This is a genomic window from Paenibacillus sp. NPDC057934, assembly GCF_042887565.1.
GTDB lineage: Bacteria > Bacillota > Bacilli > Paenibacillales > Paenibacillaceae > Paenibacillus_AQ.
Genome location: NZ_JBHVPB010000006.1, coordinates 1 through 26,816 on the forward strand (window position 1 = coordinate 1; position 26,816 = coordinate 26,816).

General features: G+C 48.5%; 17 protein-coding genes and 1 pseudogene. 8 read left to right on the forward strand and 10 right to left on the reverse strand.

Annotated elements, in window-relative coordinates:
- Both ACFVRY_RS14880 and ACFVRY_RS14885 read right to left on the reverse strand, forming a co-directional pair.
- Positions 1–242: transposase (locus ACFVRY_RS14880; protein ID WP_387500985.1), on the reverse strand; the 242-nt coding region annotated here is incomplete at its 3' end.
- Between the two features lie 98 nt (positions 243–340).
- Positions 341–1,165: pseudogene (locus tag ACFVRY_RS14885) on the reverse strand (SpoVR family protein); the annotation flags it as partial.
- Between the two features lie 290 nt (positions 1,166–1,455).
- Here ACFVRY_RS14885 and ACFVRY_RS14890 point away from each other — a divergent pair.
- The 7 genes from ACFVRY_RS14890 to ACFVRY_RS14920 all read left to right on the forward strand — a co-directional run bounded on the left by ACFVRY_RS14890 (position 1,456) and on the right by ACFVRY_RS14920 (position 8,752).
- Positions 1,456–2,019 (forward strand): Uma2 family endonuclease, encoded by a 564-nt coding sequence (locus ACFVRY_RS14890; RefSeq protein WP_387500986.1) that lies wholly within the window; start codon positions 1,456–1,458, stop codon positions 2,017–2,019.
- A gap of 541 nt (positions 2,020–2,560) precedes the next feature.
- Complete coding sequence (locus ACFVRY_RS14895; protein WP_387500988.1) at positions 2,561–3,343, forward strand: SDR family NAD(P)-dependent oxidoreductase; 783 nt, start codon at positions 2,561–2,563, stop codon at positions 3,341–3,343.
- 386 nt (positions 3,344–3,729) lie between these two features.
- A complete protein-coding gene (locus tag ACFVRY_RS14900; protein WP_387500989.1) occupies positions 3,730–4,452 on the forward strand; it encodes a response regulator transcription factor in 723 nt (240 codons plus the stop codon).
- On the forward strand, positions 4,449–5,384 hold the full coding sequence (locus ACFVRY_RS14905) for a sensor histidine kinase (protein WP_387500991.1): 936 nt from the start codon (positions 4,449–4,451) through the stop codon (positions 5,382–5,384). The genes ACFVRY_RS14900 and ACFVRY_RS14905 overlap by 4 nt, the downstream gene beginning before the upstream one ends.
- A gap of 105 nt (positions 5,385–5,489) precedes the next feature.
- Positions 5,490–6,410, forward strand: a complete 921-nt coding sequence (locus ACFVRY_RS14910) for an ABC transporter ATP-binding protein (RefSeq protein ID WP_387500992.1) — start codon at positions 5,490–5,492, stop codon at positions 6,408–6,410.
- Complete coding sequence (locus ACFVRY_RS14915; protein ID WP_387500994.1) at positions 6,394–7,095, forward strand: ABC transporter permease; 702 nt, start codon at positions 6,394–6,396, stop codon at positions 7,093–7,095. Before ACFVRY_RS14910 ends, ACFVRY_RS14915 begins: the two co-directional genes overlap by 17 nt.
- A gap of 136 nt (positions 7,096–7,231) precedes the next feature.
- Positions 7,232–8,752 (forward strand): ATP-binding protein, encoded by a 1,521-nt coding sequence (locus tag ACFVRY_RS14920; RefSeq protein ID WP_387500995.1) that lies wholly within the window; start codon positions 7,232–7,234, stop codon positions 8,750–8,752.
- Positions 8,753–8,837: 85 nt separating this feature from the next.
- Here the strand turns inward: ACFVRY_RS14920 and ACFVRY_RS14925 are convergent, their stop codons facing one another.
- The 6 genes from ACFVRY_RS14925 to ACFVRY_RS14950 form a co-directional block, all read right to left on the reverse strand.
- Positions 8,838–9,689 (reverse strand): DegV family protein, encoded by an 852-nt coding sequence (locus ACFVRY_RS14925; RefSeq protein ID WP_387500997.1) that lies wholly within the window; start codon positions 9,687–9,689, stop codon positions 8,838–8,840.
- A 207-nt stretch (positions 9,690–9,896) separates the two neighbouring features.
- Positions 9,897–10,790: an AraC family transcriptional regulator gene (locus ACFVRY_RS14930; protein WP_387500998.1), complete on the reverse strand. Its 894-nt coding sequence runs from the start codon at positions 10,788–10,790 to the stop codon at positions 9,897–9,899.
- Positions 10,791–10,884: 94 nt separating this feature from the next.
- Positions 10,885–12,552, reverse strand: coding sequence for an alpha,alpha-phosphotrehalase (locus ACFVRY_RS14935; RefSeq protein ID WP_387500999.1), 1,668 nt, complete (start codon positions 12,550–12,552; stop codon positions 10,885–10,887).
- Between the two features lie 107 nt (positions 12,553–12,659).
- Complete coding sequence (locus ACFVRY_RS14940; RefSeq protein ID WP_387501000.1) at positions 12,660–14,978, reverse strand: glycoside hydrolase family 65 protein; 2,319 nt, start codon at positions 14,976–14,978, stop codon at positions 12,660–12,662.
- Positions 14,979–15,320: 342 nt separating this feature from the next.
- Positions 15,321–15,983, reverse strand: a complete 663-nt coding sequence (gene pgmB, locus ACFVRY_RS14945; RefSeq protein ID WP_387501001.1) for a beta-phosphoglucomutase — start codon at positions 15,981–15,983, stop codon at positions 15,321–15,323.
- Positions 15,984–16,150: 167 nt separating this feature from the next.
- Positions 16,151–17,188 carry a LacI family DNA-binding transcriptional regulator gene (locus ACFVRY_RS14950; protein ID WP_387501002.1) on the reverse strand — a complete coding sequence of 346 codons (1,038 nt, stop codon included), beginning with the start codon at positions 17,186–17,188 and terminating at the stop codon, positions 16,151–16,153.
- A gap of 745 nt (positions 17,189–17,933) precedes the next feature.
- Between ACFVRY_RS14950 and ACFVRY_RS14955 the strand changes: the two genes are divergently transcribed.
- On the forward strand, positions 17,934–25,229 hold the full coding sequence (locus tag ACFVRY_RS14955; RefSeq protein ID WP_387501003.1) for a pullulanase: 7,296 nt from the start codon (positions 17,934–17,936) through the stop codon (positions 25,227–25,229).
- 212 nt (positions 25,230–25,441) lie between these two features.
- Here ACFVRY_RS14955 and ACFVRY_RS14960 read toward each other — a convergent pair whose 3' ends face one another.
- Positions 25,442–25,801 carry a MerR family transcriptional regulator gene (locus ACFVRY_RS14960; protein ID WP_387501004.1) on the reverse strand — a complete coding sequence of 120 codons (360 nt, stop codon included), beginning with the start codon at positions 25,799–25,801 and terminating at the stop codon, positions 25,442–25,444.
- A gap of 18 nt (positions 25,802–25,819) precedes the next feature.
- The gene (locus ACFVRY_RS14965; RefSeq protein WP_387501005.1) at positions 25,820–26,530 is read right to left on the reverse strand and encodes an SDR family NAD(P)-dependent oxidoreductase; all 711 of its coding nucleotides are present in this window, start codon (positions 26,528–26,530) and stop codon (positions 25,820–25,822) included.
- Positions 26,531–26,816 lie beyond the last annotated feature (286 nt).

The window sequence follows — 26,816 nt, forward strand, 5'->3', positions numbered from 1 at the left end:
GTTTCTCTAACAGACGTCCCATATTCGTTCATATAATTAAGTACGTCTAGTTTATCTTGTGCGCTATATGATGTATAGCCCTTTATAAAAGCTTCCTCACCATGATGCTCATACTGCCTAATCCAGTTAAAAAAAACAGAATGGTGGACTTCTATGGATTTGGCAATGATTTTCAAGCTCTCCGATCCATTTTTATAACGCATTATTGCTTGTAATTTTTCATCTATACTAAACTTAGTCACAGAAAAACTGCACCTCCAATGTTAGATGGTGTCTAACAAATGGGGTGCAGTTCATGTTGGAGGCGGTTTTGTGTATAAATATAAGCACCTTAGCTGACCGAAGCCCAGCCTTCGTTCATGATTTTCGTTTCCATCTGTGGCCAGAAATAGAGCATCTCGTCATGCAGCATCGTCATAATATCGCGTTGCCAATCCTCAAGCGCTGTGGAATACTGCTGGATGAACCAGACGATGTCCTTCTCCGGCTCTGGCGGGAAAGCCCGATTACTAAGTGCCGGTTCCGGGAGAGCTGCGTTGACCTGATCCAGATTCCATAGCTCGTCATAAGGATTGATCGGAGTGTTGCTGCCGGGTGGTGTATCCTTGCGGTCTTTCATCTTCGCTTCCAGCAGATGGGTCTTACCGAGCTTGCGCGGCTGGATCAGGCTGGGATCGATATGCTCCTGAATGGCGAGCACGGAATCAATGAAGCTCTCTACGGCCTCTGTGCCGTAGGTCACCGAATAGTCGGCGATCCGGTCAGCCGTGGCCGACATGCTCTCGACCATATTCCGGTTAGATATGGAGAAGCGGGCATTGTTCTTGAAGAAATCGCAGTGGGCCAGCACGTGGGCTACAATTAACTTGTTCTGGATGAGTGAATTGCCGTCCAGCAGGAACGCATAGCACGGGTTGGAGTTGATGACCAACTCGTAGATTTTACTCAAACCAAAATCATATTGAGACTTCATTTTATGAAAAGTTTTTCCGAAGCTCCAATGGCCGAACCGGGTTGGCATTCCATAAGCACCGAACGTGTAAATAATATCGGCAGGGCAGATCTCATACCGCATCGGATAGAAATCCAGCCCGAAGCCGGTAGCAATCTCCGTAATTTCCGCAATGGACCTCTCTAGCGCTTTCAGTTCATCATCGCCGGGCATGAACCCATCTCTCCTTCCATCTTCTACGCACCGTGTACTGGCAGAGTCTAACGCATGCTCCGCTGCTTAAGCGGGAGCCGTTCTTCTTATGTATATGGGTGGAGAGATGGAAGTATGATGAGGAGGGGGATGCCTGAGAGAGGAAAGACTGGCGTTTGTCAGAAGGGGCCAAGGGTAGAATTGGTGATTTGCGCACCAATATTGAACGAGTGGAAATTAGCAACGACCCGTTTGATCATGGTACAATTAGTAAAAAGTTCTTACGCATAATCAGAAGGAGGTCGAACATTGTGTCAAACCCGGATGAGAAGAAAATCCATACCTATCAAGATTGGCTGACATGGGAGGGGACTTGGGAATTAATTAACGGCAAAGCCTATAATATGTCTCCAGCTCCAACCTCATTGCATCAATTTATTGTAGGTGAACTTCATTTTGCGCTAAGGACATTCTTCCAGAATCGGAGTTGCTATGTGTTTGTGGCTCCGTTTGATGTGCTTTTCTCTGAAAGTGAAGATTATCAATCACCCGATCAGGTCACCCAACCGGATCTTTCGGTTGTTTGTTCTAAGGACCAAATATCAAAGAACGGTTGTAACGGTGCCCCGACCCTCATTATTGAAGTGCTGTCACCTGCCACTGCCTTGAAAGACTTTAATGAGAAGTTCAATTTATATCAGAAGCATGGAGTTCAGGAATATTGGATTGTTGATCCTGGAAATCAAACGGCTCACGTCTATGCTTTGGAGGACGGCAGTTATCAGGTGCGCCATTTATATACAGAGCAGGAGACGATCCAGTCCGTTGTCTTTAAAGATTTACAAGTTCCAATGAACATGCTATTCAATCTATAGCAACAAACACAACTAGCCGGTGAGATATAATCTCGACCGGTTATTTTAGTTCACTGAAATCAATTATCTTTTTTTGACTGAAACTTAGCTTTCGTTCATGATCTTCGTTCCATCTACGATCAGCAATCGAAAGGCATTATTCTTTAAATAGATTGAACAGAAATACAACATAGAGGATAAGGAATGAAGAGTAATTTTGGAGCTATAGGAGCGAGAGCGCTCGTCTGAAAGCTTTCCGGAGGAAAGCTCGCATCGGAAGCACAGGCTGTCTCCGGATTTTATCCGCGAAAAAGCGGAAAACTAAAAAAATCCGGAGACAACAACGACCGAAAGTCCAAACATTTCCCGCAATGACCAATCACTCTATGTAAGAATCTACGAAAGTAATGATTAAGAGCTAAATTAATATTGATCTGGAACAATTTACATATGAATTAATTCTAGAGATGTTATGATAGACAAAGGATAGATTTTCCTATACCTCCACAGGGTGTATATGGTTCAATCGTATTCTGAAAAACTAACAACGAGGTGCTTCATAATGTTCAGAGTATTTGAGGAATTCAAAGGGAAGACAGCAATTATCACAGGTGGGGGTACAGGCATTGGCAGAGCCACAGCACTACGGTTAGCGGAGCTCGGAGCCAATGTTGTTATCGCAAGCCGGTCTGAAGAGGATGGACTTGCGACTGTACGCGAAATTACAGAGGAGCTTGGAGGAAGCGCGGCATTCATCCAAACAGATGTGTCCAAGGAAGAACAAATTATTTCCCTGGTCAACCAAACCATTGAACGTTTTGGTTCGATTGACTACATGTACAACAACTCGGCGATTACTGGGGATAATGAGCTTCTAGAGGATTATAAGACTGAAACATTCGATAGAGTGTTTGATGTCAATGTCAGAGGGCAGCAGCTTCTGATGAAGTATGCCGTGCCTCACATGAAACCGGGTAGCGCGATCGTCAACTGTGCTTCTTTGCATGGAACGATTGCTATGGCGGGTGATGTAGCTTACTCTGCAAGTAAACATGCGGTTATTGGTTTGGGTAAATCAGCAGCGGCCGAGCTCGCAGCTAAAGGAATCCGGGTGAATATTGTCGCTCCTGGACCGGTTCCTACCAAAATGATGAGACGCTATGAGGAATTGCTCACAGACGATGTAGATGCGCTTGAGCAAGCTATTGCCCAACTTCCGGTTCTGAAACGTTACGGGACGCCAGAAGAAGTAGCCAACGCGGTAGTCTTCCTTCTGAGCGACATGGCTTCTTATATCGTTGGTCATGTGCTTATGGTTGATGGTGGTTGTTCGATAATCAGATAGTCGTTTGCAATATATAAATAAATAGGCCGCTCGCAGTCACTTTTGACTGATGAGCGGCCTGTTTTCGCTACTCAGATTTAGAAGTTATTGGTATACTCTGATAAAAGAATATGAGTTTCAACTATATAAGATGAACAAAGAAAGTAGCAAAAAGCGAGAAGGAGCGAAGGGGGGAGTTTGGAACTGTAGGAGCGAAGCGATCGCCTTTGTAGCCAGATTTCAACCGCTGTAGGCGGTTATAAAAAAGAAATCTGGGTACAACAGCAACCGGAAGTCCAAACATTCCGCCATAGTGACGACTGAGCCTTTCGTGAGGATCATAGGTTCATATTATATAGAAGATTATCCTGCAATTTTATAGCTTTATTATTGGAGGCGACGATGGAATGCAGCAGCGGATTTTGCTCATCGAAGACGATGAAAGCATCAGTGAAATGGTCTCTTCTTATCTTGTAAAAGAAGGTTTTGAGGTCAAAGCGGTGTATGACGGTGAGGAGGCGGAGCGCGTATTTCGCAGCGGTACATATGAGCTTGTTCTGCTGGATCTTATGCTCCCCAAGCGGAGCGGAACTGATATTCTGCAGACAATTCGGGCGGGCAGCCTTGTCCCTGTTCTGATTATGTCTGCAAAGGACAGCGATGTAGACAAGGCATTGGGTCTGGGCTTTGGAGCGGATGACTATATCACGAAGCCCTTCTCTATGATTGAACTAGTAGCGAGGGTAAAGGCAGCGATCCGCCGGGCGGGATACGGCGGTGTATCCGCAGGTGTTAAGTCGGAAGCAGTCGCTCCGGCACGCCAGACCATTAGCCTGGAAGGGCTGACTGTGGATCTCGACAATTTCACAGCCTTGAAGTATGGGGAGGAAGTGAAGTTAACATCCAAGGAGTTCCACATTCTTAAGTTGTTTGTGACGAACCCGGGCCGGGTGTTCACCAAGGCGCAGATCTATGCCAGCGTGTGGGCCGATGAATATTACGGGGACGAGAATGTGATCAATGTCCATATGAGAAGATTGCGGGAGAAGATCGAAGACGATCCCTCGCATCCGTTGTATATCAAGACATTGTGGGGAATCGGATACAAACTGGGAGCGGAAGTGCAATGATCGCTGTTCTTGGCGTAGTTATTGTACTGTTGCTGTTCGTTATCCTGTGGCAATATAAATCGGCCAAAGTTACTGCCAGCCAGCTCACCTATATTCATGAGAAGCTGAACAGTATTTTGGATGCCGGGACACAGGAAAGGCTACTGCTGTTTAGCGGCAACCAGGAGCTGCGTGTATTGTTGACTGACCTGAACCACCTGCTGGATGCCAATCATAGAGGCGGCGTGGAGAGGCGGCGACTGGAGAAAGCCATGCGGGGGATGCTGGCCAATGTATCGCATGATCTCAAGACCCCGCTGACGGTAGTGCTCGGCTATATCGAAACGATTTTGCAGGACAAAGATATGACAGAACCGGAACGGGACGCTATGCTGACGATCATTCACCGGAAGGCGGGTGAGGTGATCACACTGATGAATACTTTTTTTGACCTGGCGAAACTGGAATCAGGTGACCGTAACCTTCCACTCTCCCGGTTGAACATGAATGAGGTGTGCAGGAAGAACATTTTATCTTTCTACGACATTCTGAACGGTAAGGGGAGTGAGGTGCAGATCGAGATTCCGGATGAGCCGCTGTACATAATGGGCAATGAAGAGTCACTGGATCGAATTCTCTCCAATCTGATCTCGAATGCAATCACATACGGCGATGCGGGGAAGATACTGGGTTTACGGCTTTTTTTTGATGACAAGAACGTCAGTGTGGAGGTGTGGGACAGGGGAAAAGGAATCACCGCCTCCCATCAGGATCAGGTGTTTGAGCGGCTGTATACCCTGGAGGACTCGCGTAACCGGAATTATCAGGGCAGTGGTCTCGGACTGACTATTACAAAGCGATTAACTGAGCAGATGAACGGAACGATCACATTGATCAGCAAACCGCATGTCAAAACAGCGTTTACGGTTTCTTTTCCCCGGCTGCGTTTCTAAAGAAACATACTTAAGAAATTCGTAAGAATAGGGTAAGAAAAAAGAAAATTCTGGTGTGTACAATAAAAATATGAAAGAGAGATGAACACAAAGGAGATCGCGGATATGACTTCAATCCTTCGTACACGGGATTTAACCAAGGTATACCATGGTAGGGAAGCGGTAAGCAGTGTCAATATGACGATCAAGCAGGGCGAAATTTACGGATTCCTGGGACCGAATGGTGCCGGCAAAACGACAGTAATGAGAATGATCACCAATCTGGTGAAGCCAACGGGCGGAGAGATTGAATTTTTCGAGGAAAAAGTGACCCCCGGTTCTTACGAAATGCTCAAGCGAATGGGCTGCATTATTGAGAATCCGGTGTTCTACGATAAACTGAGCGCCAGAGAAAATCTCCTTCTGCATGGAGAATATATGGGCTACTATGACAAGAAAGCAATCGAAGAGGCGTTAGCATTAGTGAAGCTTTCGGGCATCGACAACAAGCCGGTAAAGCAGTTCTCTCTGGGGATGAAGCAGCGCCTGGGCATTGCTCGTTCGATCATGACGAAGCCGGAGCTATTGATTCTGGATGAGCCGATCAACGGTCTCGATCCAGTGGGCATTAAAGAGATGCGCGAGGTGTTCCGCATGCTGAGCAGAGAGTATGGCATGACTCTTCTAATTTCCAGTCACTTACTGAGCGAAATCGAACAGGTGGCGGATACGATCGGTGTCATCCGGGAGGGCCGTTTGTTAGAAGAAGTGGCGATGGATACGATCCGCGGACTGAATACAGATTATATCGAGCTATCCACTCCGGAGGTCACCAAGGCGGTCTATGTACTGCAGCATAAGCTGAGTCTCACCAATTTCAAAGCGATGGACGCTGGAATTATCCGCGTATATGACGAAGGCGTTTCGCAGCAGGCACTGAACAAAGCGCTCGTTCTCGGAGATGTCTATATTGCGAGCCTCAGCAGGAAGCAGCATTCACTCGAAGATTATTTTCTGCAATTGATCGGGGGTGAGGGCATTGCTTAAATTGATGTCGCTGGAAATCCGTAAGCATAAATTGACAGGACTCATCAAGGGCGTGCTGATCGCGAACCTAATCATCCTAGGCTTTATGGTGCTTGTACTGTTCGTGGATCAGAATGAGCAGGTCTCCACATTCACATCATTCGGGGATGTTTTTGAAGGACTCTTCGTTTTTGTAAAAGCGGTATTCATCATCTTTGCTTCAGCTTTGCTGGGCAGACTGATTATCGAAGAATACAGAAGCAATACGATCAGCCTGCTCTTCATGTATCCTATTCCACGTAAAAAACTGCTTACCGCCAAATTGATTATCGTCTTCCTCTTCACTTTTTGTACGATTATCATTTCAGATCTGATGCTAGGGGCCTTATTGTACGGGATCAATCACTTCTTACAGATCATTCCGGATCAGCTAACCTTGACCCTGGTGCAAGACGAACTGGTGAAGCTGGGAACAGGGGCACTCTATGCGGCAGGAATTGGTCTAATTCCATTGTATTTCGGGATGCGGAAGAAATCGATCTCGGCCACAATCATTTCATCAGTGGTGCTTGTGACTCTGATTTCTGGCGGATTTGACCAGTCGCGCTTAGGCAATTTTGCCGCCGTTTCCATCAGCCTTGGCCTTATCGGCATCGCCATTGCCTATTTATCCATTCGTAAGATCGAAACAGATGATATCGCCTGACGCTTTAGGTCATAGAATAGCCCCTGCACCCGTGCAGGAGGCTATTTTTGGGTACAGAAAACACCTCTCTTTACTCATGATTTACCCCTCAGAACTTGTTATAATATGTGGATGGATTACGGAGAGGATGAAAGCTATGGATAAGGAAAACCACTCTATTCTATATGAGAATCACCCTGATCCCATCTACATTTTGGACACGGAGGGGAACTGCTTGGGCGTGAACCGTTCCGCCAGGGAACGGTCGGGAGTGGAATTTGAAGGACTGAACAGCCATTCGGTGCTGGAGGCTTCCACCGCGGACTATCAGTTGGTATGCCGGAGGCAGTTTGCGCAGGCGCTTCAGGGTGAGTCGTCCAGCTTTGAGATGGATACGGTCCGTCCTAACGGGGAGTTTCACCGGGTGGTTATCACCTTTTTGCCCATTGAAGCTGAGAACGAAGTGGCTGGCGTCTACGCGATCGTCAAAGACATCACCAATTACATTGGTGTGGACGATATCCGTAGCCCCGGGCATCTCAAGGAATTGAACGATCGGCACAGCCTGATTCTCAACTCTGTGTCGGAAGGCATCTTCGGAGTGAACAAAACGGGACATACGATCTTCATTAACCCGGCGGGGATGGAGATGCTGGGGTATACGCTGGATGAGTTCATCGGTATTCATAGTTTCTCTCATATCCAGCACACTCGGTCGGACGGCTCCCATTACGCCCTAGAGGAATCTCCGATCCATCGAACGGTTAAAGACGGGGTTACGCGCAGCATGGAGGAAGAAATCTTCTGGCGTAAAGATGGGACGAGCTTTCTGGTGAACTACCGGGTCGCTCCAATCGTAGACAATGGCATGATCGAAGGCGCTGTTGTTGTATTTAGCGACATTACGAACGAACGGGAGATCATCCGGGCCAAGGAGTTTGCGGAGAAGGCAGCTCGGGCCAAGGCCGACTTTCTGGCGATGATGAGTCATGAGATTCGAACACCCATGAACGGAATGATCGGGATGGCGGATCTGCTGCTGGAGACGGAGCTCGGCGAGGAGCAACGGAGCTATGCGGAGATTCTGCGCAGCAGCAGTTATAGCCTGCTGAATATATTGAACGATATCCTTGATTTTAGCAAAATGGAAGCGGGAAAAATGATCCTGCAGTCTGAAATGTTCGACCTGCGAGAAATGATGTCCAGCATTGTGGACCTGTTCACGCCTAAAGCCGAGGAAAAGAAGCTGGCTCTGCGGTGGTGGGCGGATACCAGTGTCCCTGAGGTGCTGACTACTGATCCCAGCCGCCTGCGGCAGATCATTGTCAATCTCGTAGGCAATGCCTTGAAATTCACGGAGCAGGGAAGTGTCACCTTGTCCGTGAAGAACATCGTGCTGCCGCATTCCCCGAATTACCTGTTGGAGTTCTCGGTGCGGGACACAGGTATAGGCATTGCTGATAATAAGCTAAATCTGTTGTTTCAATCCTTCTCGCAGCTTCACCCGTCACATACCCGCAAATATGGCGGAACAGGCCTCGGGCTGGCGATCTGCAAACAGCTGGTAGAGCTAATGGGGGGCACGATTTTTGTGGAAAGCGAGGAGGGAAGAGGTTCTACCTTTCGCTTTATGCTGCCCTTTTTGAAGGAGGAAGACAGGGACGGATTTGAACTGTAAGTTTAGCCACCAGATTAAAAAGGCTGCCCGTAGTCATCTTCTGACTTCCGGGCAGCCCGCCATGTTTGCTTTTATCGTATTGAAATTATGATTCACGTAAATACATAAGACCTACCGTTTGCGGACCGCAATGACTGCCGATTACACAGCCAGCTTCGATAACTGCAATCTCTTGAGCACCAGTGGCTTGCTGCAGCGCACGCTTCAAATATTGCGCATCCTCTTCAGCCAGAGTATGTGCTACAATAAGCAGTTCCTTATCCATGTGCTTGATGTCGGCGAGTGCATTCTGGAGCATCTGCTCAACGGCCTTTTCCTTCTTGCCACGGACTTTGCTGACCGGGACAATACTGCCGTCAACCAGCTTCAGCACTGGCCGGATTTTGAGCAGACTGCCGATAAAATTTTGCATACCGGAGCAACGTCCACCCATATATAAGTAATCAAGCGTATCGACTACAAATTGAGTATCCATGTGTTTGCGGGCAGTCTTAAGCAGTTCTGCGATCTCGGTCGCACTGTGCCCCTTGGCAGCGGCGCGCACGGCCTTCATGACGAGCAAGGCGATTCCCCCGCACAGCGTCTCCGAATCTACGACCTCCACTTTTCCTTCTGGGAACTCACCTGCGGCCAGCAGGGCATTCTGATATGTAGAAGATAAGGCAGAGGACAAACTGATATAGACAATATCATTACCGCTCTCAATGACCGGAGCGAAGGCCGCCATGAAGTCAGCCGGCGAAGGTGCGGCGGTTTTGGGCAGACTGCCTTTGGCAGCAACCTTGCTATACACCTCTTCGGGTGTAATATCCACCCCATCCTTATAAGTACCATCGTCGAATACTACATATAACGGGACGATGCCGACATCATACTTCTCTTTCCAGCCTTGCGGCAAATCGGAAGTGCTGTCTGAAAAAATTTTCACAGTAGACATGAAATTCTCCTTCACCGAGTATCGGACTTTTTATAAAATCCACATAATTTGTTTATTATACCAAGACGAAGCCATTTCTCAAAATGGAAAATAGCCACGTGGATGGAATGCCAAGCTTCTACTCTATGATATGAAAAGAGACCCCCCGTTGTTCGGGCGGCCTCTTGGGTTATGGAGGATCTTTCGGTAGTGACGAATACGATTCGCTTATTTCTGCTTAATCGGAATCCATACTTCACAGCGGTAGTCTTCTGCGTTCACATCGCCAAGAGGGTAGAGTTCAAGTTCGGGTCCGCCTGAATGTTCATACGCTGTGCTGGGGAACCATTCCTGGAAGATTCGGCTCCAGACGTCCTGAATCGCATGCGGCATCGGTCCAACCGAGGTGAAGACAGCCCAAGTGGCATCTGGTACAATGGCCGTTTCATATCCCTGTGGGTCAGTATCGGAATCTCCTTCTACGGCGATCCAATAGGAGAGTTTCTCATTAGGGTGGTCTACACCCATGCAGATCCCGAGGATATCCTTTTTACGGCCGATTTCAATCAGTTGGTCAGAGGTTCCGTCTCCGTTGGCGTCACTCCAGAAGGCGGGGATTTTCTTCAGGTTTTCCCCCTCTTTCATGGATACCTCGATAGACTTGCCGATCACTCTGAAGCTATCTTTTTCGATAATTCTGTATTCCATTTCTTTATCTCCCTTCAATGATAGATGGAAAGAGAGGCGTGGAAAGGCCTTGAGCCGTACGCCCTTCTCGCGAGCGGCTGAAGGGGACACCCCATGCAACTTACGGAACGCCTTGGAAAAAGATTCAGGGGTATCGTAGCCGTATTTCAGTGCTGCGTCTAGCACTTTAATATCCGACACACTCAGCTCCTGCGCCGCAAGCGACAATCTCCGCTTGCGGATATACTCGAATACCGTGAATCCGGTTAGGAGGTTGAACATACGCTGAAAGTGAAAGGGCGAAGAGCAAGCTACCTTTGCGATCTCATCCATATTCAGCGGTTCCTCTAAATTGTTCTCTATATAATTCAGAGCATCCTTCATTCGAATCAACCATTCCAAATGCGCCATCTCCTTCTGAATCCATACTATCATTCCCTGGTCAGTTCATCCGGTTCTTCCGTGCGTTCTGAAGACAGGTGACCGAGTTCAATCCTTCTAATAGTATAGCTTAGGAAGACAGGTCTCGTCAGTTCCCCAGTCGGTATACACCTGCTTCGTACGGCCGCAAAACACTGCGGTCAGAAGAGGCATCTCCGTAGTTTCCGATCACCAGGTCTTTGACAGCCGTCAGCTCCTCAGGGAGATCCACAGGCTGCGGAACATCACTGAAGTTCAGCAGCACGAGCCATTGCTCATCATCCAGGGTACGGGTGTATGCATAAATATAGTCGTGTTCAGGAAGCAGCAGCTTGTACTCTCCGTAGACCATGATCGGGTTTTCTTTGCGCAGCGCGATCAGCTTACGGTAATAGTGGAACACCGAATCGGGATCGGCGACTGCCTGCTCCACATTAATTTGGCTATAATTCGGATTCAGCCGCAGCCAAGGTGTTCCGTTAGTAAATCCTGCGTTAGTAGATCCATCCCATTGCATAGGCGTCCGGGCGTTGTCCCGTCCTTTGGCATAGATGGCATTCAGAATCGTCTCGTGATCGGCGCCGCCCTCGGTGACTTTTTCACGGTACATGTTGAGGGTCTCGATATCCTGGTAGTATTCCAGCACCGGAAACTTCACGTTAGTCATACCGATCTCTTCCCCTTGATAAATATACGGGGTGCCCTTCAGCGTATGCAGCAGGGTTGCCAGCATTTTGGCGGAGATGACACGATACTCTCCGTCATTGCCAAAACGGGATACCATACGTGGCTGGTCATGATTGTTCAGGTACAGACTGTTCCAGCCTTGCTCGGCCAGACCGACCTGCCATTTATGCAGGATTCCGCGCAACTGGTGAAGGGTCCATGGTGTTACTTCCCACTTGCCGCTAGGGCCGGAGTCGACGTCCATGTGCTCGAATTGAAAGACCATTTGCAATTCTTCCCGGTCCTCACCGGTATACAGAATGGCATCCTCCACAGACGCCCCCGGTGTTTCACCGACGGTCATCACGTCATATTTGGAGAGTACCTTTTGGTTCATTTCATGCAGGAACTCGTGGACTCTTGGACCGTTCATGTAGTATTCCCCGCCACCGCCAAGCTCGGCATCGCCCGAGGAAGGCAGGCCTGGCGTTTTGGAGATCAGGTTGATGACGTCCATCCGCAGACCGTCTACACCTCTATCCAGCCAGAACGTAATCATGTTGTAGAGCGCATCGCGCAGTTTAGGATTCTCCCAGTTGAGGTCCGGTTGCTTGCGGGAGAACAGGTGCAGATAGTATTCTCCGGTAGTCTCGTCCAGTTCCCAAGCCGGGCCGCTGAAAATGGAGCTCCAGTTGTTAGGACGCTTGCCGTCTGGACCGCCGGGGCGCCAGATGTAATAATCACGATAAGGGTTGTCCTTGGAGGAGCGGGATTCCACAAACCAGGCATGCTCGTCCGAGGAATGGTTGATCACGAGGTCCATCATCAGCTTGATACCGCGGTTATGTAATCCTTCCAGCAGTAGTTCCCAATCCTGAAGCGTGCCGAATTCATCCATGATATCTTCATAGTCGCTGATGTCATAACCATTATCATCATTTGGTGATTTATAGACAGGGGAGAGCCAGACGACATCTACGCCGAGTTGTTGGAGATAATCCAGACGGGAGATAATTCCCTGCAGGTCGCCGATGCCGTCACCGTTGCTATCCATGAAGCTGCGGGGATAAATTTGATAGACAACAGCCTCTTTCCAAAAAGCTTTTTTCATTGTGAGATCTCCTTAAATGTTATTTATAGTCCATCCTATACAACCTTTTAAACAGTACCCGGCCCCCGAAAGCATATAGCCTCGGGGGCCGGGAGAAGAAGGGCTGATTATGCGGTAATGTTGGTTCCTTGAGCAGTAACGCTACTAAGTCCATTCACTGTATATTCCTGGCCATAAATCGTGAGCGAAGCTGGAATATCGGTTTCGTTGGTTACGGTTACCTGGGTATCCGTTACGCTGACCAGAAGGCGCGAGCCACGGAACATGATTTTGAAGGAATAGGACGTCCAGTGACCTGGATTGGAAGGGTTCAGGTTCAACCGCCCATTCAGTACGCGCAGTCCGCCGAAGCCGTGAACGATCGACATCCAGGTTCCCGCCATACTCGTGGTGTGGCAGCCGTCTTCCGTATCATTGTTGTAATTGTCCAAATCCAGTCTGGAGGTACGCAGGTACATTGCATAAGCCTTTTCCTTGTAGCCCAGCTCGCAAGCGAGAATCGCATGGATGCAAGGGGAGAGGGAGGACTCATGTACGGTGATTGGTTCATAGAAATCGAAATTCCGTTTTTTTGTATCGTGATCATAACGGTCGCCGAGGAAGTATAGTCCTTGCAGCACATCCGCCTGCTTGATGAAGCAGGAACGCAGGATACGGTCCCATGACCATTTCTGGTTCAGTGGCAAATGTTCTGGCTGCACATCCTTGACCTGAATGATCTCTTTGTCGAGGAATCCGTCCTGCTGGAGGAAAATACCCATCTCTTCATCCACGGGATAGTACATTTTGGCGATAATCTCGCTCCATTTTCCGGTCTCGCTGTCCTGAAGTTCCAGCTTCTCCAGCAATTCTGCGTAGCGGGCAGGTTCATTCTCTTGCAGGTAAGCCAGAGCTTCCAGCGTGTATTCCATCGTCCAGGACGCGATCCGGTTCGTGTACCAGTTGTTGTTGACGTTGTTCTCGTACTCGTTCGGCCCGGTGACGCCAAGCATGACATATTGATCCTTACGTGGCACATAATGCACACGTTCTTCCCAGAAGCGGGAGATTTCTACCAACACCTCAAGTCCGTACTGGCCGAGGTAGGAGTGGTCGCCGGTGTAGTTCACATAGTTATAAATGGCATAAGCAATCGCCCCGTTGCGGTGAATCTCCTCGAACGTAATCTCCCATTCGTTATGGCATTCCTCGCCATTCATCGTCACCATCGGGTAGAGAGCGCCTTTGGTGAAGCCGAGCTTGCGGGCGTTCTCCTTGGCTTTTTCCAGATGCTTGTAACGGTAGATTAACAGATTGCGGGCGATGGAGGCATCTGCCGTACTAAGATAGAATGGTACGCAATAGGCTTCGGTATCCCAGTACGTGCTGCCGCCGTATTTTTCACCGGTAAAGCCCTTCGGCCCAATGTTCAGACGGTCGTCTTCACCGTTATAGGTCTGATTCAGTTGGAAAATATTAAAACGGATCGCCTGCTGTGCGGACACGTCGCCTTCGATAATAATGTCGCTTTCTTTCCATTTATCTCTCCAGGCATCTGCTTGCTCGGTCAAAAGTGTCACAAATCCGGCTTCACGTGCACTTTGTAGTGCAGCCTTGGCGGCATCCACCAGCTGTCCGAGACCATGATTGCGGGAGGTTACATTGGCCGCATATTTGTAAATCACGACTTGATCGTTCGGCTGTACCGCTACAGCAACCCGGCTACCGACGTATTTTTCCTGCTCGATGGCTTCCACTTGTGCCGTTGTGTTCACGCCGTTGACAAGAATATCGAAAGTCATAGCCGAGGTAACGTGAAAATCGAGCTTTTTGGTTTTTAGGGTGAGATAACCGCGATCTCCCTCACTTTTCTTCTCGACTTCATTCCAGAACTTCTCGTCATAGTTAGCATCCTTGTTCTTGATGTCGCCATCCAGATAAGGCGTGATTGTGAGCTGGCCAGCAAAGTTGAGAGGAACGATGGAATAGCGGATCGCGCCGATTTCCTGGCGGGTCATGCTGACAATGCGGATGCTCTCAACTTTGACTTGCTTGCCGTCTTCCAGTGCAGCCGTGAAGCTGCGGGATAGTGTGCCTTCTTTCATATTCAATTCCCGGCGGAAATCGGTCACTGTGCATTTCGCGAGATCGAGCGGGGTGCCGTCGATATCAATGTGGATGCCGATCCAGTTGGTGCTGTTCAGCACTTTGGCAAAATACTCGGGATAGCCGTTCTTCCACCAGCCGACCCGTGTCTTATCTGGATAGTATACGCCAGCCATGTAGCTGCCCTGCAGGCTGTTGCCGCTGTATTGCTCCTCGAAATTTGCGCGTCCGCCCATATATCCGTTCCCGATGCTGAATACGCTCTCGGAAATTTCCTGAGTTCCCGGATCAAATGATTCTTCAATAATGGACCATTCATCAATTTTCAAATATTGCTTCAAGATTATCGGCTCCTTTTAAGTTGGGGATGGATAAACTGAAAAATAAATTCTCTCGGTGTTTGGGAGAAAAGGTCAGTAACTCCAAGGAAAGTTTGGACTTTCGATCGCTGTTATAATCCTATTTCCTATGTAAGCTTCAAGGTGGGGTAGAAATCTGATTAGCTTACGCTTCCGATGCGAGCTTTCCTGTGGAAAGCTTTCAGACGAGCGCTATCGCTTCTACAGTTCCCAATTTCCTCTCCGTTACTTCCGCTCCCAAGCTTCCAAAACATTTATTTATTCATTTTATATTGAATAAGACAGGGCCGCTTCGCGGCCGATAGGCGTATAACTTAATGTTGCTTAATCACTGGTAAAAGATTCCCTAAGCGTCGAAACTTTCATTTCTTGCAGGGTAGGGATGACCATATTGGCGGCGCCAAGGGAGGCCGGGGAGCCGATGCCGACACTGGTCATTCCGGCACGGGTAGCGGCTTCTATGCCAGCTTCGGCATCTTCGAAGACGACACAATGGGCTGGCTCTACACCCAAGGCGCTGGCTCCCAGCAGGAACACTTCAGGGTCAGGCTTGGCCGCGCTGGTGTGAGTGCCGTCAATAATGGCATCGAAGTAAGGGGTCAAGTCGGTGTTGTTCAAGATGGTCATCGCATTCTTGCTGGCGGAGCCGAGAGCGACCTTGATGCCATTCTGCCGGCATTCCATCAGGAATTGAAGGGCGCCGGGCAGAATCTCTGAGCTGTCCATGGAGGAGATGTACTCAACATAGCGGGCATTCTTTTTATCAGCCAGCCGTGCTTTTTCGTTCTCATCTAAAGTTAGCCCGCCTATCTCTAGCAAAATATCGAGCGACGCCGCTCGGCTGACACCTTTAAGGCGTTCGTTATCCTGCTCGGTGAATGGAAAGCCTAGATCGTCAGCCAGCTCTTTCCAGGCGATGTAATGATACTTGGCGGTGTCGACAAGCACACCATCCAAATCAAATAAACAGGCATGAATTGTTGTCATGAATGGAACCTCCTAAAAAGATATACGCGCTATTCCTTGAGTCCATGCGTATTAGAATAGACAGCGAAATCATTGTTCTGCAGATTAGCGCAAACGTTTGAACAAAGATCCAAAAAATAAATGAAGCATCTACGCTTCATTTATTCGTTCCTGTTCGTTCCAGTTTGTTACGGCTTGCTTGGTGTATGCATGGAGGACTCTCTGACAATGAGGCGATGCGGAATCACAAATCTATTCGTATAACCCGCATCATTATTAGGGTTCTGTATGCCCTGAATCAGTACCTGTGAGGCAGTGTAGCCCAGATGGTAGATACCGATATCAATACTGCTGATAGGGGGACTGGACAGCTCGGACAACGGAATGTTGTTAAAGCTGACAATCGCCAGATCATCGGGAACCTTATATTTCAGTTCGTTCAATCCGCGCAGCACGCCAAAGGACACCATATCGTCCACCGCGACCAGTGCAGTAGGACGGTTCGGGAGATTCATGAAGAAAGACATCGCCCTGTAGCCACTATCCTGCAAGAATTCACCTTCCACAATCCACTCTGGACGCATGGTCAGCCCGCTGTTCTCCATAGCTTTGCGGTAACCTTCCAGACGATCACGGGAAACGATGAGATTGGGTGGGCCACTAACGAAGCCGATACGCTCATGTCCCATGGAAATCAGGTGATTCGTGGCGTCGTACGCTGCCATGACGTTATCATTATCGACAGATAATATATTCTCATAGCGGTCGCTTCTTCCGATTAGCACGAAGGGATAGCCACCACCCTGTAGAAAATCAATCACAGCGTCATCTTTGCGTGAATACAGCAGAATTACACCGTCAACACGGCGCCCCTTGAGGAGGCGGGAGACGGCTTCCAGTTCTTCCTTTTCATTCGCGCCGGAGCTGATCAGTACATCGTAGCCGGATCGGCTGGCCTGTGTGACAATCCCGCGAATCAATTCCATGAAGAACAGGTTGGAGAACAGCTCTTCAGCCGGTTTCGGAAGGATAATACAAATACTGTTCGTAGTCTTCGAGACCAGACTCTTGGCCATCATATTGGGAGTATAGCCCATATCCTCCATAATCGCTTTAACTTTACGTGAGGTTTCCAGGCTAATTCTGGGATGGCCTGACAACACCCTGGATACTGTGGACGGGGATACTCCCGCTTTTTTCGCCACATCCTTAATGGTAACTGTCATAGAAACCTCCTTATGGAACCGTTTGCTTTACACAGTAATATTAATCGAAGTATTGCCAATTGTAAATAGAAAAAGTCCGTCAGGACAGGGAAAAAGCCACTTTTGGAGAGGGTGCAGGATTTTTCCCACCAGGTTTGTATATTTTCACTAAAGAGCTAGAATGGCGATGATTTTATGAGTTTCTTGGAGAAAACAGGGTGGAAATGATGATTTATCCTTGATTTTTAGTGCAAACGTAGTGCATTAAAGAGATTTTATAAAGTGGAAATTGAACGGAGATAATATAATTTCTTATTGACAACTTCTTAATTTTGGGACTAGTATGTTAATCAAATTGTAGCAAGCGCTTTCAATTGTGAATTTTTATTTACAAATTACAGGACGCTTATGTAATCGGAAGTGGTTTGCATTTTTCTTGGAACTTTTTGCAAACGTTTGCGCTATTTTGTTAGTGTTCACTGCTAGGGAGTGGTGTTTTCAGATGTTCACTTTGCTACGCAATACCTTGAAAATATCATTGGCTTATTTTGTGAAGGAGGATATGTGTCTACCACAGGCCTGACAAGCCGTCATCAGACATAATGAGCTGCCCGCCATTCGATAACTGCTGGGGCAAAACTTACATAATGGGTTCCTTAAGAACTCCAGGATCAGGCAGCAGAATCGGATGAGAGAAGTAGAGCAGCAATTTATATCTAAAGCACACTTGCAGTGAAATCATGGAATCATTGGAGGGGTTAATGGAATGAAACGCACGCTTTGGATCAAGAAATATTTTGCGGCAGGGATGGTTATTGTTCTGCTGTTATCCTGCTTGGGGCTTCAGCCAGCGGTTGTACAGGCAGCGGCAATGGAAACCATGTTTGTGGACAATTCGCAGTCGGCAGCAGCAGACGAGGCTTTGGAAATCAATGAAGGGATTCACAGTGACAGCGCTGAATCGAATCTCTTAATTGAACATGGTGCAGTAAGCCCTGTATTAGCCGGACACATGCGGGTTCACTACAACCGGACGTCTGGCGATTATGCAGACCAAGGGTTGTGGGTGTGGGATGGTGCAGCAGCGCCTTCCGAGAACTGGCCGGGTGGGGCAACAACACCATTTCCGGAAGGACAGAGGGATGCCTACGGGGCTTATGTCGATATTCCGCTGAAGGAAGGGGCCAAGAAATTCTCGTTCCTGGTGGTAAACCGCAGTACGCAGGCGACGGATGCCGGGGATAAGCTTTTTGCGATTAACACACCGCAGACGAACGAGATTTGGATCAAGGAAGGCTCTGACGTCATTACGCCATATGAGCCGGTTATACTTCCTGCCAATACGGTGCGGGTGCATTACATGAGAGCGGATAACAACTATGGCTCGCATGGATTGTGGCTGTGGGGAGATGTTGCTGCAGAATCCACGAATTGGCCGGGTGGGGCAACACCATTTTCGGAAGGACAAAGCGACCGTTTCGGAGCCTATGCCGATATCCCGCTGAAAGAGAATGCGAAGAAAATCGGCTTTCTTGTCCTGAACCCGGCAAATGGAGATAAGGATAGCGGCGATAAAGGTTTTACACTACTGGATCGCTACAATCAGCTCTGGGTACGGGAAGGCGATAATAATGTTTATGTCTCTCCGTTTGGTGAGGTGCCGATTGGATTAGTATCCGCTGAGGTCCTGACTACTCAAAGAATCCTTCTCGGCTTCACGCTGACGGACGGCCTGGATGCGGCAACACTTCAGTCAGAGATTTCCGTAAAGGACAAAGCGGGAACCGTCATTCCAGTTACATCCGTAGCGGTCACCAGTTCCACCGCGATTGAGGTGGATACCGAAGCTTTTGAACTAGATCAGACACCACTGAGTGTGACTTACGCGGGCAAGACCGTAGCGGCTTCTTCCGGCTGGAGAATGCTGGATGAGATGTACAACTATACGGGGGACGATCTTGGAGCAACTTATCACCCCGGGGAGAAGACTGCGACACTGAAGCTGTGGGCTCCGAAAGCCAGCGCGGTATCGGCCAAGGTATACGATAAGAATGATTCCAATCTTCTTGTAGGCACAGTCGCGCTGGCACGGGGCGAACAGGGTGTCTGGTCGGTCAAGCTGAAGCCGGAGGATCTGACCGGTGCAGCTGCAAGCGATGTGAGAGGATTTTATTATCAATATGAAGTCACTAATGACGGGGTAACGAAGAATGTACTGGACCCCTATGCCAAATCCATGGCGGTGTTCACGGTAGACACGACAGGGGCACCAGGAGAGGGCGGCGATACCGTCGGCAAAGCGGCGATTGTCGATTTGAGCGGGAGTAATCCTGCTGACTTCAACTATGCCGATATTAGTGGCTATGAGAATCGTGAAGACGCTATCATTTATGAAGTGCATGTCCGGGATTTCACCTCTGATCCTTCTATTGAAGTTAGTTTGGACGGCGAGCGTTGGGGATCTTATGCGGCTTTTGAGAAAAAGCTGGATTACATCAAGTCCCTGGGTGTAACGCATATTCAATTGCTTCCTGTAATGGCTTGGTATTATGGGGACGAGACGAAGATGGATCAGCGGGAGCTGAATTATTCGGCAAAAGGAAATGAATACAACTGGGGGTATGATCCCCACAGTTATTTTTCCCCGGATGGGGCTTATTCGCAAAATCCTGCCGATCCGGAACTGCGGATCAAGGAATTAAAAGGCCTGATCGATGCTGTGCATAAAGCCGGGATGGGTGTGGTGCTGGATGTGGTGTACACCCACATGGCGAAGACCGAGCTGCTGAACGACATCGTGCCGAACTACTATGCGTTCCAGGATGCGAATGGTAATTTTATCGGCGGCTTCGGCAATAATCTGGCAACCAACCACAAGATGGCCGAGAAGCTGATGGTCGATTCTGTGAAGTACTGGTTCTCCGAGTATAAAATCGACGGGATGCGCTGGGACATGATGGGCGATGCCACGTACGAATCGGTGCAGAACGCCTATGATGCCGCTGCCGCGCTGAATCCCAAGGCGCTGTTCATTGGTGAAGGCTGGCGGACCTTCGGCGGTGCGGCTTCCGATCCAGCCCTTGCCGGCAAAGGCGCAGATCAGGATTGGATGGATAAGACGGATAGTGTCGGGGTGTTCTCTGACGAGTTCCGCAATGAACTCAAATCCGGCTTCGGCTCCGAGGGCGAGCCAAGATTCATCACAGGCGGTGCGCGCCAGATCAGCACGATCCTGAACAATATCAAGGGACAGCCGTCGAATACGCCGGCGGATAGTCCTGGCGATATGGTGCAGTATATTGATGCCCATGACAATCTGCCGCTCCATGATGTCATTGCGCAGTCGATTAAGAAAGACCCGGCGATCCCGGAGAATGAGCTGGAGATCCAGAAGCGGATCAGGCTGGGCAACTTGTTGGTTCTGACCTCCCAGGGAACAGCCTTTATCCATGCGGGACAGGAATACGGCCGCACGAAGCAGTGGAAGGCGGGTGGCATCCCCGAGGATAAATATACGGAGATGAAGGATAAGAATGGAGTCTCCTTCGGTTATTTTATCCATGATTCCTATGATTCTTCGGATGCTATCAACATGTTTGATTGGAGTAAGGCAACGGATGAAGCAAGCTTCTCCGTAGAGAATATCACGAGAAAGTACACTTCCGGCCTGGTGGAACTGAGAAAATCGACCAATGCTTTCCGACTGGCTGACAAAAGTCTCGTGGATTCCAATGTGACACTTATTACGGCCCCTGAAGTTAAGGCCAGCGATCTGGTCATCGGTTACAAAAACAAGGCTACCGATGGCACCGGCACCTATTATGTCTTTATGAACGGGGATAGCACCGCAAGAACGCTTACGCTGTCTGAGGATTTGACAGATGGCGAGGTTCTGGTTGCTGGTGATCAGGCTGGAACAGCTCCTATTCCTGTCACGAGCCAGAGCGGGTTCAATCTGACGACTCATTCTATTACGATAGAGCCGCTCACCGCAGTGGTTATCAGACAAGACTCTGCCGCAGCTGCCCTGACTTCACTGGAAAGTGATCTTGCCAGCTATGCGCTTCAGGTGAACGACACTCATCAGAGTGCGGTATTCGCCAAATACGATGATGGCAGCAGAAGTAATGTGACGGCAAAAGCAACCTTTGTGTCCGATCAACCGAATGTGGCTGAGGTCACGAACAAAGGCTTGGTCAAAGCCAAATCAGCGGGAACCGCTGTGATTACTACATCTTATGGCGGTTTCTCTACCAAAGTTGCAGTTACAGTAACGACAGAACCGGTGAATAACAAACGCTATGTCCAGCTTACCTATACCCGTGAGGATAAGAACTATACAGACTGGAATCTCTGGGTTTGGAACACTGGAGCTAAGAACGACCAGATTGACTTCACAACGTTTGAAAAAGGGACAGCAAGTGTTCTGATCGAAGTGGCACCGAATGCCACGAATGTCGGGTTCGTGCTCCGCAAAGGTACGGACTGGAACACAGCGAAGCAGGATTATCCAGACGACCGTCTGATTCCGCTCACGCCTGGCGAAGCGTTCACCAAGGTTAATGTCACCAGTATGATCAAAGAGCTGGATATCAAGTCGAACATCAGTGGTCCGGTGCTGAAAGACGGAACGATTACGTTCCGATACCGTGACGAGGCTCTGTTCCGCAGTGGCAGCCAAGACGCAATCACTGGCGTTAAGGTCAAGGTGAATGGTACGGAATATCCGATGGTATACGATCAGGCAAGCGAATGGTTTAGCTATTCTCTGACTGATATAGAGCAGGGAACTTATAAATACACGTTCATGGTTACCAAAGACGGGAATACAACTGAATTTACAGATCCTAAAAATACAGTGAATGGCGTATCCCAGGTCGTCTACCATATTCCAGACGTCAGTATTGTCTCGGAGGTATCCCCCGCAGCAATTCATTCCAATCAGAATGCGGTGGTAACGCTTAAGACAGACTCCAGCGAAACTGTAACGTATAAGGAAGCCTATATGGATTTAACGTCACTGGGCGGACCTGCTAAGGTGGGGCTTGATACGGAGCTGATGCAGCAGACAGTTGCTGTTAAGGACGTCATCTCGGCTGGAATAAAGAATATTCCGGTTGTCCTGATCGATCAGTATGGCAACAAGCATAAGCACACGGCTACCCTTGAAGTGAAAGCCAGAACCTATTCTGGTGACCCCCTTGATTTTGACTGGGATGAGGCACGGATATATTTTGCCCTGACGGACAGATTCAAGGACGGAGATCCCAATAACAATGAGAATGTTGATAAAAATCACCTCGAAGCCTACCATGGCGGGGATTTCAGAGGGATGATCGACAGTCTGGATTATCTGCAGGAGCTTGGCATTAACACGCTGTGGATCACGCCGATCGTAGATAATATAGATTTTAATCAGGGTACTGGCTTTGGTGGTAAGCAATACGCCTATCACGGTTATTGGGCCAAGGACTTTACTAAGCTTGATGAACATCTTGGCGATATGGAGGTCTTCAAGGAGCTAATTGACAAGGCGCACGACAAGGGCATCAAGATCATGGTGGACGTTGTACTCAATCATACCGGGTACGGCTTGAAGCCAGGGGATAATAATCCGACGATCACACCTGAAGATAAGGAACGTTTTGCCGGGATGCTGCGTACAGATGGCGTATCTGCCGACACAGACCCAATCGGGGGTGAGCTCGCAGGTCTGCCGGACTTCCGGACTGAGGACCCTGCAGTGCGGAAGCAAGTGATTGCCTGGCAGAGTGACTGGCTGGACAATGCCCGGACACAGCGCGGGGACACCATCGACTATTTCCGTGTGGATACCGTGAAGCATGTGGAGGATACCACATGGAAAGCCTTCAAGAATGCGTTAACTGCCATCGACCCGAACTTTAAATTAGTAGGAGAATACTTTGGCGGAACGACCGACAATGACGGAGGAACGCTGGAGAGCGGACAGATGGACAGTCTGCTGGACTTCGGCTTCAAGGGTGCTGCCCGTGATTTCACGAATGGTAAAATCAATGATACCGACGCTTACCTTCAGGACCGGGAAGGCAAAATCGGCAACACCCGGATGATGGCTCAATTCCTGAGCAGCCATGATGAAGATGGCTTCCTGTCCGAATACATCGGCGGGGACAAAGGGAAGCTGAAAGTTGCAGCAGCACTACAAATTACGGCCAAGGGACAGCCAGTGATTTACTATGGCGAAGAGCTGGGCCGTTCAGGCAAAAATGCCGGAGATATGTCCAAAGGCGAGTTCAGCGAGAACCGCTCGGATATGCCGTGGGAGCAATTAACTGCGGAGAAAGGGCTTCACGATCATTACAGCAAGCTGCTGAATATCCGGGCTAAGTACTCCAAAGTGTTCGCCAAAGGAACACGAACCAAGCTGGCTGGCTCGGACGCACTGGGCTATCTGGCCTTTAACAAGAAGTACAACAGTGAAGATGTAGTGACAGTCATCAACACCAAGACGGATGCTGTCTCTGCGGAGATTCCGGTACCTTTTGCAGCGGGAACGCTTGTCAAAGACGAATACAGCGGCACAACCTATACCGTACCTGGTGAGCAAAAGCTTACGCTTGAGCTGCCTGGTCGCAATGAAGGTGGAACAGTGATTCTGGCGGTTGTGCCGGGCGTGGAACCGACGCCGACTCCAACGCCTGTGATGACGCCAACACCAACACCAACGCAGGCCCCTGGTGTGACGCCAACGCCCGTGGTCACTGCCACACCGGTAGCAACACAGACTCCTGGTGCTACAGCTACACCGGGTGTCACTCCGTCGGCTGAGGTCACACCTGCGCCGGTTGGTACATCGACACCTGAAGCAACGCCAGCACCATTGGCAACACCTAGACCAGAGTCTGCGTCGCCGTTCACGGCACAACCAACGCCGGCCCCTATTCCTGGCACAGTGTCAACCGGTGCACCGTCCGGCAGCCCACAGGTTGTATCGGTGGACAGCCTGAAGAGTGGCCAAGACGGCAAGGTTGAAGTGGAGCTTGCTCCAGGCAAGACTGCGGTCCTTCTGCCTATTCAAGCTGCACAGGTATTGGGAACGAATAGTCTGGTTATAAAGACAGACGCTCTGAATATTACTCTTCCGAACAAGGTGCTTGCAGACTTGTTAGGGCGCGTATCTGGAGAAGATGCGGAGACGTCCCAGATTCTTTTCGAAGTCAATGCGTTGCAGGAAACTGCAGTCCGGTCACTATTGGACGAACTGAGCAAGAACGGTGTACACGTTGCTTCGGTATCCAATATCTATGAATTCAATTTATATGTTGTTAAAAAGGATGGTATCCGCATCCCGGTAACGGTATTCCAGCAGCCATTGACCCTGTCCTTCAAGCTCGAAGGCCAGCCGAACAAGGAGTGGACCGGCGTGTTCCATTTGCCGGAGCAAGGGAACCTGGAGTACGCAGGCGGCGTGATTCAAGGGGATACCATAACCGCCGGAATTAAGCATTTCAGCAAATATGCCGTTCTTGAGATCAATACCACATTCAAGGATGTGCCGCAGACACACTGGGCTTCTCCTGCGATTAAATCCCTGGCCGCGAAGCAGATCGTGACCGGTGTTTCCGCTACTGTGTTCGAACCAAAACGCAGCGTCAGTCGTGCGGAATTCACTGCGCTGCTAATACGTGCGCTAGGCGTGAACGTGCAAGGGAATAACGGATTTAAGGATGTTCCCGGTGATGCTTGGTATGCTTCTTATGTAACGGTTGCAGCCCAGTTAGGAATTGTGAATGGGCGAAGCGGGGATACTTTTGCACCAAATGCTACAATTACCCGCGAAGAGATGGCTGTCATGGTCATTCGTGCACTGGAGGTCAAACAAGGCAAGAATTTTAAAGCGGAAGCAGCCGCCAGCGACTTTACCGATGCATTGCGCATCAGCTCATGGGCGAAGTCTGAGGTAAATACTGCTGTGGAATTAGGGCTATTGCAGGGGCGAAAGGACGGCGGATTTGTTCCTCAGGAACAACTGACCCGTGCTGAAAGCGCTCAGGTAATCTATAATCTGCTGACCCTGTAAGGCCTAACAGCTAACGTCTAACAGTCTAACGCTAGGGAGGGCAGTGTGTGATGGTAGCAGTCCCTAGCTTTAGCTGCAGACTAGGCATCGCTCCAAGCTCTGAATACTACTCACCCAATGTACTAACCAAGGTGCTACTAACCAAGTCAAAAGGTTGCTACCAAACCAGTGCTCGCGCTGGTTCGGTAGCAACCCAAAAAATTACAAGTGCCTTAATTCATTTCAGATTCAATTCTAACGATCTTTTGTTGAATTTTTTCTAGATTTTCTTCAGCATCTCGAATTTGTTGTAAGACAGTGATTTCGTGCTGCTTTATCATTTCTAGCCGTTGAGGGGAGTTGGCATTCCCATTCATCGACCAATCAACAAATTGCTTAATGTCCTTTATTGGCATCCCGGTATTTTTTAAACATAAGATAATTTCCAGAAATTTAAGTGCATCCTCGTCAAATACCCGATCGCCTTTTTCAGTTCTTTTGAGAAACGGAAACAGTCCTTTGTTATCGTAATAACGTAATTGTGAGATCGATAATTGATTCATTGATGCAACTTGTCCAATAGTATAATTCATTACGCTCTCCTCAGGTGATTACCAAGGGATAATCCCGTTTTTATCAAGAATTTTTCCATTATAGTTTGTATCGCTTAATGCGTACTTAACAATGATTTGTGCACCTTCAGCAGTTGTTTTACCACCTGGAGAATTATGATTAAGATCCGTAGTTGTAAAACCAGGTGTAACCCCTAAAATTTCAGGCCCGCTCGTACCAAATTCTGTACCAAATGCTAGTGTTAATGAATTAACAGCCGTTTTTGTTGAATTATAGCCCAGTATATTGAGTTGAGGAATTTCGCCATTGGCGAACATGGTTTGTGAAGCCATATCTGTTGTTACGTTAACGATCTTTCCACCCTGAGTCTTTTTCACTAAAGGTAAGAAGGTTTGAATCATTTGGAATGTACCAAAGAAGTTAACGTCAAACTCTTGCCGGAGTGTTTCTAGTTTTAATTCACTGGGGAGAATACCAAAATCAAGTGCGATCCCAGCGTTATTAATCAATAAATCTAAGTGATCCGTTACTTCAAGGATTTTATGTTTTGCGGTTTGGATAGATTGTGTATCAGAAATATCAACTGGGATAAACGAAACATTTGAAAAGCCAAGGGCATGTACGGATTTTTGTCCTAGCTCCTCATTTCGTGCTCCTAAAAATACATGATAATCTTGTTCAGCTAATTGACGCACAATTTCATATCCAATTCCTTTATTAGCACCTGTTACAAAGGCGAATTTAGCCATATTTATTTCCTCCAATTTTATATCAGTTAGTTACAATTAAAAAGATACAACCTAAACCTAAGTTGAGGTCAAGGCTTTTTAATAACGTGGAAGCTAACGGACTATATGATCGTTATTTGTACATGAAATTGTAATTAATACAACAATATTAATATCTTGCTATGACGTTAATTTATGCATTGAGTCTCATCCTTAAAAAAGGACTATCCCCCCAGGCCAATTCTGGCTCTAAAAGGATAGTCCTTTCTCTTTATCTATCTGTCCCGTCCTGAAGACAGGACAGGGT

What these genes read in the sequence shown, in the direction of transcription:
- ACFVRY_RS14895 (WP_387500988.1), top strand. Translation starts at nt 2,561, where the DNA reads ATGTTCAGAGTATTTGAGGAATTCAAAGGGAAGACAGCAATTATCACA.
- ACFVRY_RS14900 (WP_387500989.1), top strand. Translation starts at nt 3,730, where the DNA reads ATGCAGCAGCGGATTTTGCTCATCGAAGACGATGAAAGCATCAGTGAA.
- ACFVRY_RS14905 (WP_387500991.1), top strand. Translation starts at nt 4,449, where the DNA reads ATGATCGCTGTTCTTGGCGTAGTTATTGTACTGTTGCTGTTCGTTATC.
- ACFVRY_RS14910 (WP_387500992.1), top strand. Translation starts at nt 5,490, where the DNA reads ATGACTTCAATCCTTCGTACACGGGATTTAACCAAGGTATACCATGGT.
- ACFVRY_RS14920 (WP_387500995.1), top strand. Translation starts at nt 7,232, where the DNA reads ATGGATAAGGAAAACCACTCTATTCTATATGAGAATCACCCTGATCCC.
- ACFVRY_RS14925 (WP_387500997.1), bottom strand. Translation starts at nt 9,689, where the DNA reads ATGTCTACTGTGAAAATTTTTTCAGACAGCACTTCCGATTTGCCGCAA.
- ACFVRY_RS14930 (WP_387500998.1), bottom strand. Translation starts at nt 10,790, where the DNA reads ATGATAGTATGGATTCAGAAGGAGATGGCGCATTTGGAATGGTTGATT.
- ACFVRY_RS14935 (WP_387500999.1), bottom strand. Translation starts at nt 12,552, where the DNA reads ATGAAAAAAGCTTTTTGGAAAGAGGCTGTTGTCTATCAAATTTATCCC.
- pgmB (WP_387501001.1), bottom strand. Translation starts at nt 15,983, where the DNA reads ATGACAACAATTCATGCCTGTTTATTTGATTTGGATGGTGTGCTTGTC.
- ACFVRY_RS14950 (WP_387501002.1), bottom strand. Translation starts at nt 17,188, where the DNA reads ATGACAGTTACCATTAAGGATGTGGCGAAAAAAGCGGGAGTATCCCCG.
- ACFVRY_RS14955 (WP_387501003.1), top strand. Translation starts at nt 17,934, where the DNA reads ATGAAACGCACGCTTTGGATCAAGAAATATTTTGCGGCAGGGATGGTT.
- ACFVRY_RS14960 (WP_387501004.1), bottom strand. Translation starts at nt 25,801, where the DNA reads ATGAATTATACTATTGGACAAGTTGCATCAATGAATCAATTATCGATC.
- ACFVRY_RS14965 (WP_387501005.1), bottom strand. Translation starts at nt 26,530, where the DNA reads ATGGCTAAATTCGCCTTTGTAACAGGTGCTAATAAAGGAATTGGATAT.